The sequence below is a fragment of the Methanomicrobia archaeon genome (assembly GCA_016930255.1).
Classification (GTDB): Archaea; Halobacteriota; Syntropharchaeia; order Alkanophagales; family Methanospirareceae; genus JACGMN01.
In genome coordinates this window covers 26,845-42,420 of record JAFGHB010000005.1, presented here as the reverse complement: position 1 = coordinate 42,420, position 15,576 = coordinate 26,845, and the positions used below count along the sequence as shown (strand labels likewise).

Annotated in this window: 14 protein-coding genes and 1 pseudogene; 1 reads left to right on the top strand and 14 read right to left on the bottom strand. The window is 51.4% G+C overall.

The genetic code is table 11. The annotated features are described in order from the left end of the window. Positions 1–7 precede the first annotated feature (7 nt). Entirely contained in the window at positions 8–475 is a 468-nt protein-coding gene (locus tag JW878_00760; protein MBN1761596.1) for a hypothetical protein, read from the bottom strand. 240 nt (positions 476–715) lie between these two features. Continuing rightward, the gene (locus JW878_00755) at positions 716–1,846 is read right to left on the bottom strand and encodes an mRNA surveillance protein pelota (protein ID MBN1761595.1); all 1,131 of its coding nucleotides are present in this window, start codon (positions 1,844–1,846) and stop codon (positions 716–718) included. Positions 1,847–1,970: 124 nt separating this feature from the next. Here JW878_00755 and JW878_00750 point away from each other — a divergent pair, with 124 nt between their 5' ends. Beyond that, complete coding sequence (locus JW878_00750; protein ID MBN1761594.1) at positions 1,971–2,813, top strand: metallophosphoesterase; 843 nt, start codon at positions 1,971–1,973, stop codon at positions 2,811–2,813. A gap of 52 nt (positions 2,814–2,865) precedes the next feature. On the opposite strand, the gene JW878_00745 is transcribed toward JW878_00750, so the two are convergent. From JW878_00745 to JW878_00690, 12 genes and pseudogenes are all read right to left on the bottom strand, one after another. Continuing rightward, on the bottom strand, positions 2,866–3,900 hold the full coding sequence (locus JW878_00745; protein MBN1761593.1) for a Coenzyme F420 hydrogenase/dehydrogenase, beta subunit C-terminal domain: 1,035 nt from the start codon (positions 3,898–3,900) through the stop codon (positions 2,866–2,868). A 31-nt stretch (positions 3,901–3,931) separates the two neighbouring features. Beyond that, positions 3,932–4,666 (bottom strand): 4Fe-4S binding protein, encoded by a 735-nt coding sequence (locus JW878_00740; GenBank protein ID MBN1761592.1) that lies wholly within the window; start codon positions 4,664–4,666, stop codon positions 3,932–3,934. Beyond that, positions 4,663–5,841 carry an NADH-quinone oxidoreductase subunit NuoH gene (nuoH, locus tag JW878_00735; protein ID MBN1761591.1) on the bottom strand — a complete coding sequence of 393 codons (1,179 nt, stop codon included), beginning with the start codon at positions 5,839–5,841 and terminating at the stop codon, positions 4,663–4,665. Before nuoH ends, JW878_00740 begins: the two co-directional genes overlap by 4 nt. 23 nt (positions 5,842–5,864) lie before the next feature. Then, entirely contained in the window at positions 5,865–7,088 is a 1,224-nt protein-coding gene (locus JW878_00730) for an NADH-quinone oxidoreductase subunit D (protein ID MBN1761590.1), read from the bottom strand. 27 nt (positions 7,089–7,115) lie between these two features. Further along, positions 7,116–8,186: pseudogene (nuoB, locus tag JW878_00725) on the bottom strand (NADH-quinone oxidoreductase subunit NuoB). Between the two features lie 45 nt (positions 8,187–8,231). Then, positions 8,232–8,588 (bottom strand): NADH-quinone oxidoreductase subunit A, encoded by a 357-nt coding sequence (locus JW878_00720; GenBank protein MBN1761589.1) that lies wholly within the window; start codon positions 8,586–8,588, stop codon positions 8,232–8,234. Between the two features lie 14 nt (positions 8,589–8,602). Next, a complete protein-coding gene (locus JW878_00715; protein MBN1761588.1) occupies positions 8,603–9,859 on the bottom strand; it encodes an NADH-quinone oxidoreductase subunit N in 1,257 nt (418 codons plus the stop codon). Further along, positions 9,856–11,778: an NADH-quinone oxidoreductase subunit L gene (locus tag JW878_00710; protein ID MBN1761587.1), complete on the bottom strand. Its 1,923-nt coding sequence runs from the start codon at positions 11,776–11,778 to the stop codon at positions 9,856–9,858. The genes JW878_00715 and JW878_00710 overlap by 4 nt, the downstream gene beginning before the upstream one ends. Beyond that, positions 11,775–13,229, bottom strand: coding sequence for an NADH dehydrogenase (locus tag JW878_00705; GenBank protein ID MBN1761586.1), 1,455 nt, complete (start codon positions 13,227–13,229; stop codon positions 11,775–11,777). Before JW878_00705 ends, JW878_00710 begins: the two co-directional genes overlap by 4 nt. Positions 13,230–13,234: 5 nt before the next feature. Next, on the bottom strand, positions 13,235–13,546 hold the full coding sequence (locus JW878_00700) for a F420H(2):quinone oxidoreductase (protein MBN1761585.1): 312 nt from the start codon (positions 13,544–13,546) through the stop codon (positions 13,235–13,237). A 15-nt stretch (positions 13,547–13,561) separates the two neighbouring features. Beyond that, positions 13,562–14,041 carry an NADH-quinone oxidoreductase subunit J gene (locus JW878_00695; GenBank protein ID MBN1761584.1) on the bottom strand — a complete coding sequence of 160 codons (480 nt, stop codon included), beginning with the start codon at positions 14,039–14,041 and terminating at the stop codon, positions 13,562–13,564. 303 nt (positions 14,042–14,344) lie between these two features. Beyond that, positions 14,345–15,349, bottom strand: coding sequence for a polyprenyl synthetase family protein (locus JW878_00690; protein ID MBN1761583.1), 1,005 nt, complete (start codon positions 15,347–15,349; stop codon positions 14,345–14,347). Between the last annotated feature and the right edge of the window lie 227 nt (positions 15,350–15,576).

Sequence of the window (15,576 nt, the reverse complement as noted above, 5' to 3'; positions counted from 1 at the left end):
TGGCCAGCTAAAAACTCTTTCCGTAACGCCGCCCTTCTTGTGCATGTGCTTTTCCATCTTGAGTATAGGCGATGCCCACTGGCGGTTTGTTTTCCCCTCTACACCCATGTGTTTCGGGTAGGGTGTGGTCATCACAGACCATTAATTTACAAAAACTACAACGTCTACCGTTGGTGTAAGTTACTATCTTTCCGCAGTAAAAGCACCGATTACTCTCTCCATCAATTATCTGACTTTTAATTCGTCGAACGATGTCAATTAGATCTTTATCTCCAACACGAGTGATAGTCTCTTCCATGGCAAGAATCACCTTTTTACGCGACTCAACATCTTCCTCACCGAGTAACTGTACTAAAGCAAAAGTTGCTCTTCTACGTAACTCGCTATCATTGTATCCGAGTGTCCTGATTAATCGATTAATGTTCCCTTTTTCTTTCAGCCGTTCAATATTTGGTTTAAACAGCTTCCATATCATCTTCCGACTATTCCCCCTTAAAAATATGGCACATCTTTCAGCTAAACTTTTATCTATAGCAATTTTAGCTTATTATACTTTTTTGACATTTTACCATCGCTTCATAGTCTTGCGAAATAAGAAGTTTCTGATGTGGCCCTTGTAATATAGCGGTACACGTACAATTCTAAGCGAAGAAGAACGTTTTGGGGTGCTCGTCCTTCCATCTAGTCCAATCAAAATCGAAAGCAATGATGCGAGTTACCTTATTATCCCGAACCGCAACAGCGCGGCAATCCCGCCCAGGGCATTGAGCCGCTTGCCGGGCTCGAACTCGGTGCTGAAGATCACGACCTCGCCCCGTTTCCGTTCAGCTTCTTCGAGCATTTTGTCAATCTCTTCGGCTTCCTTCTCCTGTTCTGCGCCTTCGATCCGCGACTTCATGAGCTTCTCGTCGCTTACCATTAACGTTTCCACGGCGCCGTACTCCAGCGCCTTTCTTACCTCGTCCTTGCCGTACACCGCCTTCACACCTTCATCCTTGCTTATCTCTGCCATCAACCGATCCAAGAGCGTCACCTCTTTCGTCAACCGTTCCTCATGCTTCAGCCGCTCCACCGCGCCGCGTTTCAAGACTTCCAGAAACCCTGAAACACCAATCGAAGAAGTCTGCTCGATTCGCGTTTTCTTCGCTAACTCGGTATCTCGTTCTTTCAGGAACGTGAAGAAATCGTCCTTGATAAAGCCCGGGCCCGCAATGATGAGCGCGTCCGCCTTCGTCGTTTGCATCGAGTTTTGAAGGTGCTTCAGCAACTCGCCAAAAAAGTCACTCTTGCCACTGCCGCCACCTGCGTGCTCCATGCCTTTGCCACTGCCGTACCGTAACGAGAAGAGCTCGTCTACACCGTACTGTCTCACAATGCCGGCTACGGCCTCGCCCTCTTCTACCGTAACGACGAGCACCTCGGTGGTAGCAACCGCCTTCTCCGCTTCCCGCAACCGTTTCAACTGGTGCTCTTTCCACGCCTTCACCACGGACAGCTTCACATCAGGCTCAATATTAAAGGTATGATACGCGCCCAGCTCGCTCTCCGGGCCTTCTTCAATCACGCCTTTTATTCGCAGCCTGCGTGAGAATTTATGGAATTCCACGGCGTCCGTTCGGACACCCAACCGTACGGGCTTCTTATCCACCTTATCCGGTCGTACCTTATCCGTTGCCTCCTCCATTCTCCTATACGTCAGCGAATAGACGAGATCGCCCGCTTCGATCACGTGCTTGAGATGCCATAAATCGTCCAGCGATTCCGGCACGAGCGAAAGCTCACCCACACGTTTCCTCTCACCGGTTTCTGTTTCCTTCGGCTTCAGCTTTCGTTTTAAGACTCTCATTGCATACAGATAGATAGAGATAACCACTAGGAACTTAAATCAAACTTCTCTCCAGTCATTTTCACTTTTAATCGCTGTTCCTTTCAAACTCTTTCTTAGATACAAGGTTACAATTACAAGTAGGATGACCGCTACTACCCCTACCACCACCACGCCAACGCTCAAACCGTTGATCGATGAGCCCGCACTCGTCGTCGAGAACGACCATAAAGCACTGGTGATTGCCGATCTCCATTTAGGCATCGAAGCCACCTTCCGGCAGAAGGGCATCAACATCGGCAGCCAGACGGAGAAATTGCTGAAACGCGCGCTCACGTGCGTGAAAGCCGCGAAGCCAGACGTGATCATTCTGCTCGGCGATGTGAAACACGCGGTGCCGCAAATTCTCTATTCCGATCGAAAGGAAGTGCCGTTCTTCGTGGCGCAGCTCGCAGAGTATGCGCCGGTCTACATCGTGAAAGGGAACCACGACGGCTACATCGACAGAATACTGCTCGAAGTTGCAGAGCCGGATTGGAGCCCCAGACACGAAATAATCGTCAAAACCCCCAAAGGATTCCTCTTCGATAACGTCGGCTATACACACGGGCATTCCTGGCCCGCACCAGAACTGTTTACCGCACCGTATATCCTGATCGGGCACAATCATCCACGGATACGGCTGGTAAGCTCCGTTTCGCGGCATTCGAGCATGAAGCCCGTCTGGATCCGTGTGCAGTGCGATCCAGAGGCGGTAAAGGAGCACTATCCGAAGCTGGAGCTGACTAAAGAGAACGCGCCGTGGGTGACCATCATGCCGGCATTTAACGAGCTCTGTGGCGGTGTCGCATTCAACGCTGCGAAAGGCGAGCTATTAGGTCCCGTAGCCTCGAAACTGCTCCGCACGGAAACGATGGAAGCGTACCTGCTGGACGGCACATATCTCGGCGAAGTACGCAATTTGAAAGAAGAGGAGACCAGCGTTTGACACAAAGGCGGTGTAAAAGCTCCCGATTATTCTCTAATCGTGGATCCGCGGGTTACTGTCCTGGTATATTCTTCTCCCGCTGCTTCTTATGGCCAATCAGATAATCGAGCTCCTCTACTTTGCCCTCACCGACTTCGGCGTTACCCATCTTCTTGATGTACTCCCAGACCTCCTTCGCCACCTCGGTTCTCACCACGGTCGTCGAGAAGCCCGGGGCACTACCGACGCTGCCGACGCTCACGTCGCTCTCCACCGCGGTGAAGTCCGTACACACATTGCAGCCACTGGGCAGTATATCCGAAAGTTGACTGACCTTGAATTTTACCTCGTCATCCGTCATGGTCGCGACGAACTTACCCTTCATGATATCCGTCTTGACCAGCTTTGAGAAGTCAACACCCTTCTCTTCAAGGTATTTCGCGACCTCATTATAATGGAAGTTCTCGGTGCAGAACAAGCCCACCACGAGCTTCACCTTCTCCTTGAAAACGGGGAACTCCTCCTGTAGTTTCCGTACCCCTGAGACCATGCAGGGCGTGCCAACCACACCTACGCCCACCTTGCTTAACATCACGGCCTTCTTCAATTCCGGAAGAACATCCGCAAAGACGTATTTCGTGCCGCCCAACGGCAGCTTCTCAAGCTGCTCCTTCGCCTGAACGTGGAACACGTGCGTTCGCCACTGTTCATCGCGGTCAACGAATATGCCACGGTCTATAAGGCCCATGTCGATCGCGGAGAAGATGAATTCCGTCGCCATCGCACCGTCCTGGCCTTGGAAACGCTTCGATTTCCCCGCCGTGAACTCAATGTAATCGCCCAAGCCGCTCTTCGGCTTGTAATCGTATCGCGGACAGACGCGCACGCAAGCACCGCAGTCAAGGCATTTCTCTTCGAAATCAGGGAAATCAACGATGTCCTCTTCGTTTACTATCAACTTACTCGGGCATATAGAGACGCAGGTCAAACACCGGCTGCACATCTGCGTGTCTATCACGGTCGCCTTGAGGTTCTCAAAGAACAGTCTATCTTTTAACTTCTTCTCTGGGATCTTTACTTCCCATTCAGCTTCACTCTCTGTTGCCATCTTCTTTCTTCTCCTCTCTCCCCCTCTTCCTTCACTTCCTAACAAGACTTAAAATCTGCATTGAGCATTCCTTAACACATAAGCCGCACCCGGTGCACTTCTCTTGATCTATACTCATCTGCACGGTCATCGTCGCCTCATCGACAACCGCCGAAACCGCTCCGCTCTCGCACACTCGCTCGCAAACCTTGCACGCAATACAGCTCCCTCGGTCCACACACTGACTCACCAGTGGAACCCCAGGGGTTGGCTCAACCTCCACAATAAGCTCGTCCACTTCCTTCGTGCGTTTCAGCGTGAGGTCTTCCTGGTCTATCACGTAGTCCACAACCACCTTGTCCTCGCGTACTATCTTCGGCGGTTCTACCAGCTCTTCAGTGCTCGTGAACATCTCGTCCATGGTCTTGTACGCCACGTCGTGGATCTTCGTTGTCCGTAATGCACTGCCCGGACACGAATCCACGCAGAAATGGCAGAAGATACATTTACCGTAATCGACCGTCGGATAATATCGCCCGCTCGGCGCTTCTTTCATCCAGATCGCATTCGCTGGGCATACAAACGAGCATTGGAAACAACTGATGCACCGCTCGGGATCAAAGAGCATATAGCCCCTGAAACAGGCCGGTTGCCTCTTCCTTTCCCGCGGGTAGTGTGTCGTTATATTCAGCGGTATGAGCATCTCCTTCGCCGCAGTTCCCAGTGCAGATACATGTGTCTTTAACTTGTCCGACGTGCTGTAGTCCGGTGTTCCTACTTTCTTCATAGTAATCCTCCTAATACGACTGACCATACAAGTGCAACCAAAGCAAGTACGAGTATTGCGCTCCATCCCACATTCAGTGCTTGGTCAAGCCGATACCGCGGATACACGCCACGGAGGTTGACCCCGACCAGCAGAATGACCAGTGTCTTCACCACGAACCAGATACCGTAGGACAAATCGCCCAAATAGGGAATGACCGGACCGCTGCCACCGCCAAGGAACAACATCGTCATGATCGCAGCGAGCACATACATCTTCTCGTACGCCATTATGTACGCAAGCCCGAAGGCAATACCCGATAACTCGAGGAACGGTCCGAAGGCCAACTCCTGATCTGCTTCTGGGATCTCAAACGGCAATCGCGCGGTCGCCATCACCATTGCAATGAAGAACGTGAGCGCAGCGAGCGGATTGAGGACGATTCCCCAGTTCCACCACGAGCTTTGGTTACCTAACGCGAGACTCATAACATCTGCGGTGTTTGATGTGCCATAAAGGATAATCATCGCGAGCACTGCCATAATAAACGGTATTTCGTAGGCAAAGTACATGAACGCCTCTCGAACCGTACCGATGAACGCGAACCGGTTGTTCGAAGCCCAGCCAACGCCCATGATGAATACAGGCATGAAACTGACCAACCCGATCATTATCTGCAGTGCGTAAGGCGTCTCTATGGGTACGAGTGGCCGACCGGCAGCTCCCATATTGATAAAGAGGAGCGGGAGTAGCACGGGCAGGAAATAGAGGAACGGGAACTGTAAGAAATACAGGCGATCCGCATCCTTATGGATGATTACCTCCTGGAAAAGGAAGCGGAATGTATCTGCGAGCAACTGAATACTTCCTCTTGTACGCGGTGCAATCTCACGCGGACCCACCCGCCATTGCATCCGGCCCACAAGTTTCCGTTCCAGCCAAGGCAAAACGAGCAGCATAGTACCCAGCGTCGCGAACCCCGGCAAAAGGAGCATTATAAACATCGGCTTCCACAGTACAAATCCAATGATCAGCTTTACGATCGGAACCCCGGATATGGGGATCATGTTAAAAATGAACGCAACGATACTTCCGATCACTGGTATCGTGAGCAAGAACTCGTAGATCACGTACAGTAAGGGGATATTCACTTGGTTGCTCATTATCGTGCTTATGAGACCGCTTATATCTATCATTTTTCTTCTCCTCTCCTATACTCCTATCTATCCGCCTCCGGTGGGAAGTACCCAAAGCTACCATACACCGCCCAGAAGTCTGCATATCGTCCGCCCTTGACCGCTTCCATAAAGCCTCTCAGGTTCATCCAACAGGGGCTTATGACCCGCACACGGTACGGAACATTCGATTCGCCATCGCTACTAATCGTGAACAACGTCGTGCCCCGGGCTGCCTCGGTAATGGTCGTCCATTCACCCTTTGGCAGCACCAAGTTGCCGTAAACTCTGAAGAAACTGCCCTTTATGTCGCTTGCAGCCTCCTTGTACTCGCCGAGGATATCTTCGCTCAGAATCGGGCCTTTTATACCTCGCACTGCGTCCACTGCCTGTTTCGTTATCTTTATGCTCTCGCGTATCTCCTCCAGCCTGCCCAGGAACCTGCCCAGACAATCGCCGTCGTCGCCGGTCGTCACTTCCCAATCAAGCTTATCGTACGCTTCATACGGCGCGATCTTCCGGACGTCGTAATTCACACCGGACGCTCGCAGGAATGGCCCTACCATACCGCAGCGTATTGCGTCCTCCTTCGTCAGCACCCCGACACCTTTTGCTCGCGCTATCGTCACGGGGTTATAGACAAAGATGTTCTCAAACTTCTTCATCCTCTTGTGGATTGCAAACGTGATGTTATCGATCATCTGGAGCACGTCATCCGAAATGTCTCGCCGCAGTCCACCGGGAACGATGAAGGAAGGCCCGCTTCGCGAGCCTGAGATATGCATCAGCGCTTCGATTAACATCTCCCTGATTGCCATGCAGTACATGAAGCCCGTGGTATGGCCGAAGAACAGGGAGAATATCCCGGAGTCGTAGAAGAACGCCTCTAACCGTGAGAGCTCGGCCATGATGGTCCGTAAATACTTCGCTCTCTCCGGCACTTCCACGCCCAGCGCGTCTTCTATCGTCCTGACGTACGCTAAGTTCATGTTCGCCGGATCGTTGATCGCCAAACGCTCAAACAGCGGAACGTTCTGGATATACAGCTTGTTCTCCGCAAGCTTCTCCATCGAGCGGTGCACAAATCCCGGTTCGGGAATGGCATCTACGATTCGATCTCCCTTTATCCTGAACGTCACCCTGAGATGCCCGCTGCCCGCATGGTGTGGTCCTATGGGAACGACCATCTCGTCACTATCGTACGCCTCATCTATAAACTCTTGCCAAATCGGGGTATACAGATCCTTTGGCGGCTCGATGGGCACCATGAACTCAGGCTCCACATCCTTCTCAAAGACGTATCGCTCATCGGGAAGCTTGAATTCCTTACGCAGCGGGAGATCCGGCGTGTCGGGCGCCAGCAAGAACTTCTTGCCCATCCAGTTGTTCCCTTCGAACCAGACGCCAAAGAACTCGTGCAATTCCCGTTCGGAATAATTCGCGCTCTCCCATATGGACATCAGGCTCTTGATCTTCGGATCCTTCAGCCCGATCTCCGTGAAAATGGTTACGAGCACAGGCATGAGCTCTTCAACACGGTAACTTGAAGTCAGGTACTCCACAATAAACTTCCGCTCGTGCGGCACCTGGATCACATTCACGCTCTTTACGTGGTCAAACTGCATCTGACCCTTGAGCCGCTGTGCAACTTTTATCAGGTTCTCCGGCGTCGTTTTTATCGCTATCCGATTCGTACCGGTGATCGTTATGGATTCATAAAGACCTTTCAGGTCCTTTTTGAAACGAGCCTCTAACCCTTTGCCGAACGACCAGTCAACCATCCTTTTAACGTCCACTCGGATATCGGGCGTCGGCGCATAGATCTTTGGCGATGTGGGCACCATTCGTTCCTCCAGCTTCTGCTCGAACGGCAGCTCCACCTTCGTGAATTCTATCGTCTTTTGGTTTTTTACACCTGATATCTTATCTTGAAGCGCTCTCACTCCCCGTAAAAGGCTCTCGGGTGTTACCGGACAGCCAGGGATAAAGAAATCGACCGGAACGATATCAGAAGGATGCGTGATGTTGTAGCTGTTCCAGAATATTCCGCCTCGCTCACCACACGCGCCAATCACGTTCACGAACTTCGGGTCGGGCATCTGCCCGTACACGAATTGCAACGCCCGCGCCATCTTCCTTGAGATCGTCCCCTCAATGATGATAAAGTTCGACTGCCGCGCGATACCGAGGTTCAACGTTCCCAATCGTTCACCATCATAGCCGCACGCAAACGCATGGGCGAGTTCAACGCCACAGCAGGATGTAATGAAATGGCAAGGCCATAAACTCCACTTCGCAGCCCATTTCTTAAACGGTGCAAGGGGTCCTGATTCGAGGAAGTCTATATGTTTGTTTGGATTTTCCATTTTTTATCTCGTCACCTCTCTTTATGTTTTTTCTCTTCTCCTAGCTTAGCTTCTTGCCTCCGCCATTTCAAGTGTGATCGTATAGCCCGCATAGATCGCAGGCACCATCAGGACGAGTGAAAGCAGCAACAGCATCAGGAAGCTTACCGTTTGATACGCTGCAAACAGGAGCAGAAGAACGACAACGGGTTCCGCCGCCATGAACAGGTACATATACCCGAAATACTGCATGGACAGCGTATACTTCGGGAACTTCATCGGTGGGTTCCCTGCTTCCCACCGCATCGTCTTTATCTCCGTCAGGTCATACCTCGGCAATACTTTCACGAGCAAGAGCAGAACCAGATCTACCAGCACGCACACAGCGATCAGGACACCGATTATCAGTACATTTTCTATCATTTTCTCTCTTCCCATTATATCGCTATACTTATCGTCTGGGCGATTACCTCCATTCCTTTAAAGAACCAATCTGGCAAGAACGTGACCAACGTTAGAAGCACCGCGGCGACGCAGATGTAATTGGTGAGGTCAGCTTTCCATCCGACGCCGAGTTCCCGCGCGAGCCGCAGATAATACGGAACCGATATTGCGGAATTGAGAACCATCAGTGCAACCAGCCAGACATACTCGGCCTTGACTAGAGTGAAAAGGATGAACAGCTTACCCCAGAATCCCATGAGCGGTGGCAGCCCGATGAAGGAGAACGCAAGCATGTACATCAGCGGTGAGAACGCGCCTTTGTTCTTGATCGCGTTGAAGAACCCTATCTTTCCCGCAGCATTTGCGAACAGCATGAGCAACGCTCCGGTCAGCGCGAAATAGAAGTACTCCGGCTTCGCTATCACCACCACGCATGCCAGCACGTACCCCATGTTCGCAACCGTAGAATACGCGAGCACGCGTGCCGGCTCTTTCGAGGTCAACGCTCCGATATTACCAGTAAACATGGAGATTGCCGCGAGCACCGCGGTAAAGAGTGAGAGCGAAACGATCAACGGAGTCGCAGTGGAGTGTAGTATCTTCAAAGCGATGATAAACGGAACGACCTTGGCAAGCGAAGCGATGATAGACAGTGGAATCGGATCCGCACTTGCGAAAACGTCCGGAACCCACTCGTGCAACGGCGCCACGCCTACTTCCATGCTCAACCCTAACACGAGCATTACGTAGCCGAAGATGTACAGGAGGTCGTTCGGTGCGTTATTCGTGTACGCCAAGGTAACCGCGCCGATCAGGAACAGAACGGTGGCCAGAACCATAAAGGTGATGTATTTGACGCCCACCTCTACGTTCGTGCCGCCCTCGCGCACCATCACCAGGATATAGGTGGGCACGGAAACGATCACAAACGCGGCCAGAACCATGGCGAGATCCTGCGTACTGAAGATGTACAGCGTTGCCAGCGCCATCAATCCGACTAGGCCGTAATCCACGCCTTGAATGACGCTCTTGATCGTCTTGAGCGAAGCAAGGTTGATGAAACTAATCACGAGCACGAATGCGCTATAATAAATGAGACTGGGGTTCGAGAACGTAACCGCTGCGAACCCAAGCAGGATCGCTACAATCGCGCCAACCAATCCAGCGTCACGGACTTTAACGGCAACTACAGAACACAGCGTCAAGATCACTAAGGCCCCGAACATCATCATTATCGTCGTTGAGATCATAGCAACACCCCTCCTATTGCGACTAATATAAGAATTGCCATCACAACACCGAGAACTATGTTTACGTATCTACTGAGGTACCCGGTCTGAATAGATCTGATTCTCGTGGAAACGTTGCCGAAAAAGCTCGGTATCACCTTTGTATTGAAGAATCCGTCTATACTCTCGTTTCCATAGTCCTGAACGGCGTCCGAGATAGAGAAACCAACCTTTGGCACAATGTAATCGTTGAGGAATGGGAGATACATCCGGTCGCTGAAGAACGTGCCGAGCTTGGAAAGAGCGCTTATCCGGGGCTTAACAAGTCCCACGACATACGCTACCAGAATTGATAATCCCACTATAATAGACACCTCGGCCTGCCCTTCGTGCACAAATTCTTCGAATACGTGTGCCTCGCCAGCCGTAAAGAGGAACAGGTACGTGATCACAAAGAGCACGGAGACCATCAAGATGTATCCGATTTTCATCAGCCCTCCGCCTTCGGTATGCTCGTGGTGCGGTTTTTCGCCCTTGATGAAGTTCAAGCTGAGGAACTTCGCGAGGATTCCCGAATAGACCAACGAGGTAACGACAAGCAGTGCAAGCGGCAGCAGACCAAACTCATGATGCAGCTCTTCCATGACAAAGTCCATTCCAGACTTCACCCAGTATGCGGTCAACGGCGGCATACCAACGAGGAACGTAGTAGCGACGATGGTAACGACAAATGCGGGTGTCATCTTCTTCGCGAACTCGCGACCGCCGCCCAGGAACCTGCTGTGCGTCGCGTGGATCAAATGGCCACTGACGAGGAACAAACTCGCTTTTGCAAACGCATGCACCGCCATATACCAGAATCCGACGAGCACGGCGAAATGGCCGACCCAGAACGAAGCGGCAGTCGATGCGAACATCAGTCCGATACTGGACATCGTGGATGCCGCAAGTAGAACTTTCCGCTCAAGCATGCCGGATCCCGAAAGCGCACCGTACAAGCCTGATAGAAGCCCAACGAAAAGGACGATCGTGTAAACCGTCTCAAGCCCCGGCACACCATGCAAGGTCCACGGCTCGATATACCACGTCAATTTAAGGAATACGAACGCTCCCGCTGCCACCATGGTCGCACTGTGTAAGAGCGCACTCACAGTTGTCGGGCCGGTCATCGCGGTCATGAGCCACTCAGAGAACGGCACCTGTGCGGACTTCGTAAACAGCCCCATGAGGAAACAGAGGAAGAGTATTATCGTCCCGGCAGCTCCTATCGTGGTGAACAGTCCGCCCCAGTCCATCTCTGAGATATTAAGGGTGGGTGATAATGTCCATATCGCAGCGATTGCGAGGAACATGGGAACGTCGCCGAATCGAATTGTTGAGATCGCTCGCCATCCACCAAAGCTCGGTGGCCAGTGCATTAATAGAGGCCCGACCTTTCTCCCTTCTCTACCCACGTATGCGATATCATCGTCGTCCCGGAACCAGTGCCCGATCAGTCCCCAGGAAGCGCCACCAAGGCCTTCCCAACCGACAAAGAGCAGGAACAGGTTGTCACTATACACCACGAGAAGCATGGACGCGGTGAACAGGTTGAAGAAGAACCAGTACCAGCTTGGTCGGTAATCGCCCTTCATGTAATCGAGGCCGTAAATGCCGATGAAGAACGCGATAAGCGCGGTAACAACGCCCATGTACCTGCTCAGATAGTCCGTGATGACCACGATATTAATCCCCAGCTCGGGAATCCACGGGTACGAGTATTGCTGTTCCGGGAACGTGAGGAAGATATAAATACTCATCACGACCGAAACGAAGATCCCGAATACCGAGAGATACGGCAGCTTCTCCGTCCATTCCTTACTCTTGTACGCTAACGCAATCGGAACGCTACTGACGACAGGTGTCAGAAACAGCAACAAAAAGATAATCCACTCGTTCATGGTATCAGCCCTCCTAATATAACTGCTTTAAGTCCTGGAATCAGTGCGGATGACAATGGTGGGAACAGGAGCAGTATTGACACTAGCCCGATTATATACAGCGGGACGTAGAGGTAACTGCTTATCTCTAGCCGTTCCGTGCTCTTCGGCTTACCGTAGAAAACTCGCTTTATCGTGTAGAACCCGTACCAAACCGAGAGAATGAACATGAATATCACCGCTAAGAGCACCGGTAAGGCCTTTGTGCTGATGCCAAACGTCTCTATAACGCCGCGTAATATGAAGAACTCGCCGAGCATGCCTATCGTTAACATCCCGCCGAGGTTCAGGAAACCCATCACGGCCGCATTAGAGATCGTAGGTATGGAATCGTGCAGACCACCCATCTTCCTCAGGTCTCGCAATCCGTGATGCACTGCGATGACCCCGCCTGCGGACGAAAACAAGATTGACTTACCGAACGCGTGGGACATGTACTGGATGACCAGGCCGATCAGTCCAAAAGGACCGAGACAGAGCGCTACCAGCACGTACCCCATCTGAGACACCGTGGAATACGCCAGCAGTCGTTTGAAATCCGTCTGCCTGAAGACCGAGAACCCGGCGTAAATGCTTGAGAACAGCGCGTACGCGAGTATTGGTATCCGATACGTAACGATAAAGGAGTAATCGATCAAAGCCACGCGTAAAAGGACATACCCGGCCAGACCAACGGTTAATGGGCTTAACAAAGCACTCAGCGGTGTTGGCGCTTCTGCGTGCGCCCAGGGCAGCCATACGTGCGGACCGAGAACCGGTAGCTCTATCACCATACCAATAAAGATGAACGCCCACGCCACCGTGCTAACGGTAACACCAGGCAGCATTAACGCATTGAGAGCCAGCGTGTCATGGTTAACACCGATGATAAGAATCCCTGCCAACGTCAGAACACCGGCAACTAAACTCCAGATCAGGTATAACTGGCCCACCCACTGCCGGCTTCCGTAGCCGTAGAAGTAAATGAGCAGGAACGCGGTGATCAGCGCGATTTCCAGGAACACGTACAGCAGGATCAGATTGCCACTGTAAACGAGCCAGAGCATCGAAGCCGCGTAGAGATCGTAGAGGAATATGTACGTTCGGAACTCCTTCTCCACGTCGAGTTTCATCTCCTCGAATCGATGCTGCATGTACGGTAACGCGAACATGGCAATCATAGCCGAAACAATGCAAATCGTAAGCCCCAGAGCATGAGAGATAAAGTCAAAATTGAGATAAATTTCGCCAATTGGCGCTGAGAAAGTCATTAGATGGATCACTGGGGTATAATTGGTGAGAACACTGTAGATTATACCGAAGAAGGGCAGTAAGAAGAACAGGGCGGTAAGATACGTCGCTGCCTTCGGCTTCAACAGTGGCGCTATAATCGCCGACAGTAAGGGCAGGAGTATCAAGATTAGCAGAAACATACCCGTCATAGCTCGTCGCCTCCTATCGTAACTGTGCTTGTTTTAATACTCTTCTTCTGCCGGTCGAGCATGGCAATCGCGGAGATTAAGATCAACAGTTCGCCACTGCTCGCGAAGATCGTGATCAGTGCGATGCCAAACGCGGTATTGACGAGGCTCGCAACGGAAAAGAGCGGCAGCAACGCCATAAACACCGCTCCAAACATCATTTCAAGCGCAATAAGAAGTCTGATCACATCTTTACTCGAGATCGCTGCAAGGTATCCAACCAGTAAGATCGCAAACGACGCCGCATAGATTATCGACAAACTCATCATATCTATCACAGGCATTCAGCTTCTCCCCCCTACACTCATTTTCAAGACAGACAACAGCAGGAGCACAACGAGCGAAATCAATGCAACGATGATCAGCAGGTACTCTGTAACGGGCAGGAAATTGGCGAGTTCAAATTCAATCGTGCTGGCCGCCATCGGTTGCGTATTGAGCATCGAGTAGAAGAGGGCAAAGGCAATGATAAGGGCAGTTATAGCCACGGGAGCTGCCCACAATCCAGAAACTTGCCGCTCCGGCTCAGACCTGTACGTTGCTGCAAGCGCTACCGTTACTATACCGATCGCACCGACGAAGATGAACACGAGTAGAACGAACACTGGCTGCAGGTTAAAGAGCGCGTAAACGGTCGCGACAAAAACCTGTGTTACGGACATGAAAAGCGCTGAATAGAAGTTATCCTTGCTCACTAAGACCCCCAGAGCGAAGAGAACCGCTATACCTGAAAGGGTCGCCAGCAATAACATATCTGCACTCATGGAATGAACGTTTTGGCTCGTAACTTAAAAAGCTTTCGGTTTTTTCCGATGAGCAATAGATTTCGCGCTAGTACGAGCCTTTAAACGGGCGTTTTTTTGGCCAAAAATCATTCAGCGAGTTGATTCCCGGGGCCAACGCGTCCATATCCTTTATGTGGAAGTTTGGCAAAACACCGGCTACGAGCCAGAGGTTAACCCGTTCAAGGGATCGAAGTGCGACGCACTGGTATAGGAAAGTAAGCCAGCGAAAGAGGAGATAGCCAGCAAAAGGCAAAAATGAAACTGATAGAACCAACTGCTAGCTTATCCAAGCGTTTTCAGGACGTGATTATTTATTCGCTCCTGCGAGAAGTCAGCAATGAACTGCAGTTTCTGCGTCGCTTCCGAATCTTCGAGCCCTGCGATGCAATCGATCGCGGTTCTTACAAACTCCGCGGAGAGTCGAAGCGCGTAATCGATCGAGCCGGACTTTATCAAAATAGTCCTCACCTTATCAATGTCAAAACTTTCCGGCTCGCCATCCCCAAATAAAATCGCTTTGATATAATCCTTTTCGGGATATTCCGCGTGGTTCAATGCATGAATGACAAGCAGCGTGCGCTCACCGTTTTTGATGTCCAATCCAACCGGTTTGCCTATCTTCGCCGTTTCGCCGCAGATGTCTAAGATGTCGTCCTGAATTTGAAAGGCAATCCCTAAATTGTTACCGTAGTTGCGAAGGTTCTCGATCTCTTTTTCGGATCCACCGCCGAGCACGGCACCCGCTTCGGCGCTCGCACGAAAGGTGGCCGCGGTTTTCAGTTCCGCAACTTCCATGTACGAGTGCTCGGTCGCTTCAAGCAGGTAGCGTAAGGCAAACTCGAGATATTCGCCCATCGCGATATCAGCCACGGCACTCGAGACCAAGCTCACGACTTCCGGCACACCACACTGGGCGAGCATCTCGCACGAAAGTCCGAACAAGAGATCGCCGATGACGATCGCTTTCTTCTCACCGTACATCGCGGGATTGGACGGATTCTTCCTCCGTATATAGTTGTTATCTATAATATCGTCGTGAACCAGCGAAGCGTTATGGAGGAGTTCAATCGCTATCGCGGTGGAGATCGCGTCTTCACGGGAGCCACCCACGGCCTCTGCAGAGAGGAAGCAAATAATCGGCCGCAGTCGCTTCCCTCCGGTATCCTTGATGTAGCTCAGTGCATCGCATAACAGCTCATTGTGACAGCCCTGCAATTTCCGCTCGATCGCCTCCGATAAATTGCGATTGAAATACTGCACTTCCTCTTGGAACAGCATCTTGTTCATTTCGGCTCTTATCCTTATTATAAAACCCCCTTATAAAAACCACTCTTTTTGAACAGGTCGGTATCACTCTCCCTTTTGATTATGATCGGTCGGATTTTAGTTTTCCTACGCTCGTTAAACCATCACCGGACGGTGCTCACCGTGATTGGTGAACTGAGCTGAGCGTACGCCATCAAGTCCATGGAAACAGCGCGATCCCAACTCACTGTTTGGACGCTGCTTAATTT

Coding starts and splice junctions, on each gene's coding strand:
- JW878_00760 (MBN1761596.1), bottom strand. CDS start 475: ATGATATGGAAGCTGTTTAAACCAAATATTGAACGGCTGAAAGAAAAA.
- JW878_00755 (MBN1761595.1), bottom strand. CDS start 1,846: ATGAGAGTCTTAAAACGAAAGCTGAAGCCGAAGGAAACAGAAACCGGT.
- JW878_00750 (MBN1761594.1), top strand. CDS start 1,971: ATGACCGCTACTACCCCTACCACCACCACGCCAACGCTCAAACCGTTG.
- JW878_00745 (MBN1761593.1), bottom strand. CDS start 3,900: ATGGCAACAGAGAGTGAAGCTGAATGGGAAGTAAAGATCCCAGAGAAG.
- JW878_00740 (MBN1761592.1), bottom strand. CDS start 4,666: ATGAAGAAAGTAGGAACACCGGACTACAGCACGTCGGACAAGTTAAAG.
- nuoH (MBN1761591.1), bottom strand. CDS start 5,841: ATGATAGATATAAGCGGTCTCATAAGCACGATAATGAGCAACCAAGTG.
- JW878_00730 (MBN1761590.1), bottom strand. CDS start 7,088: ATGGTGCCCATCGAGCCGCCAAAGGATCTGTATACCCCGATTTGGCAA.
- JW878_00720 (MBN1761589.1), bottom strand. CDS start 8,588: ATGATAGAAAATGTACTGATAATCGGTGTCCTGATCGCTGTGTGCGTG.
- JW878_00715 (MBN1761588.1), bottom strand. CDS start 9,859: ATGATCTCAACGACGATAATGATGATGTTCGGGGCCTTAGTGATCTTG.
- JW878_00710 (MBN1761587.1), bottom strand. CDS start 11,778: ATGAACGAGTGGATTATCTTTTTGTTGCTGTTTCTGACACCTGTCGTC.
- JW878_00705 (MBN1761586.1), bottom strand. CDS start 13,229: ATGTTTCTGCTAATCTTGATACTCCTGCCCTTACTGTCGGCGATTATA.
- JW878_00700 (MBN1761585.1), bottom strand. CDS start 13,546: ATGATGAGTTTGTCGATAATCTATGCGGCGTCGTTTGCGATCTTACTG.
- JW878_00695 (MBN1761584.1), bottom strand. CDS start 14,041: ATGAGTGCAGATATGTTATTGCTGGCGACCCTTTCAGGTATAGCGGTT.
- JW878_00690 (MBN1761583.1), bottom strand. CDS start 15,349: ATGAACAAGATGCTGTTCCAAGAGGAAGTGCAGTATTTCAATCGCAAT.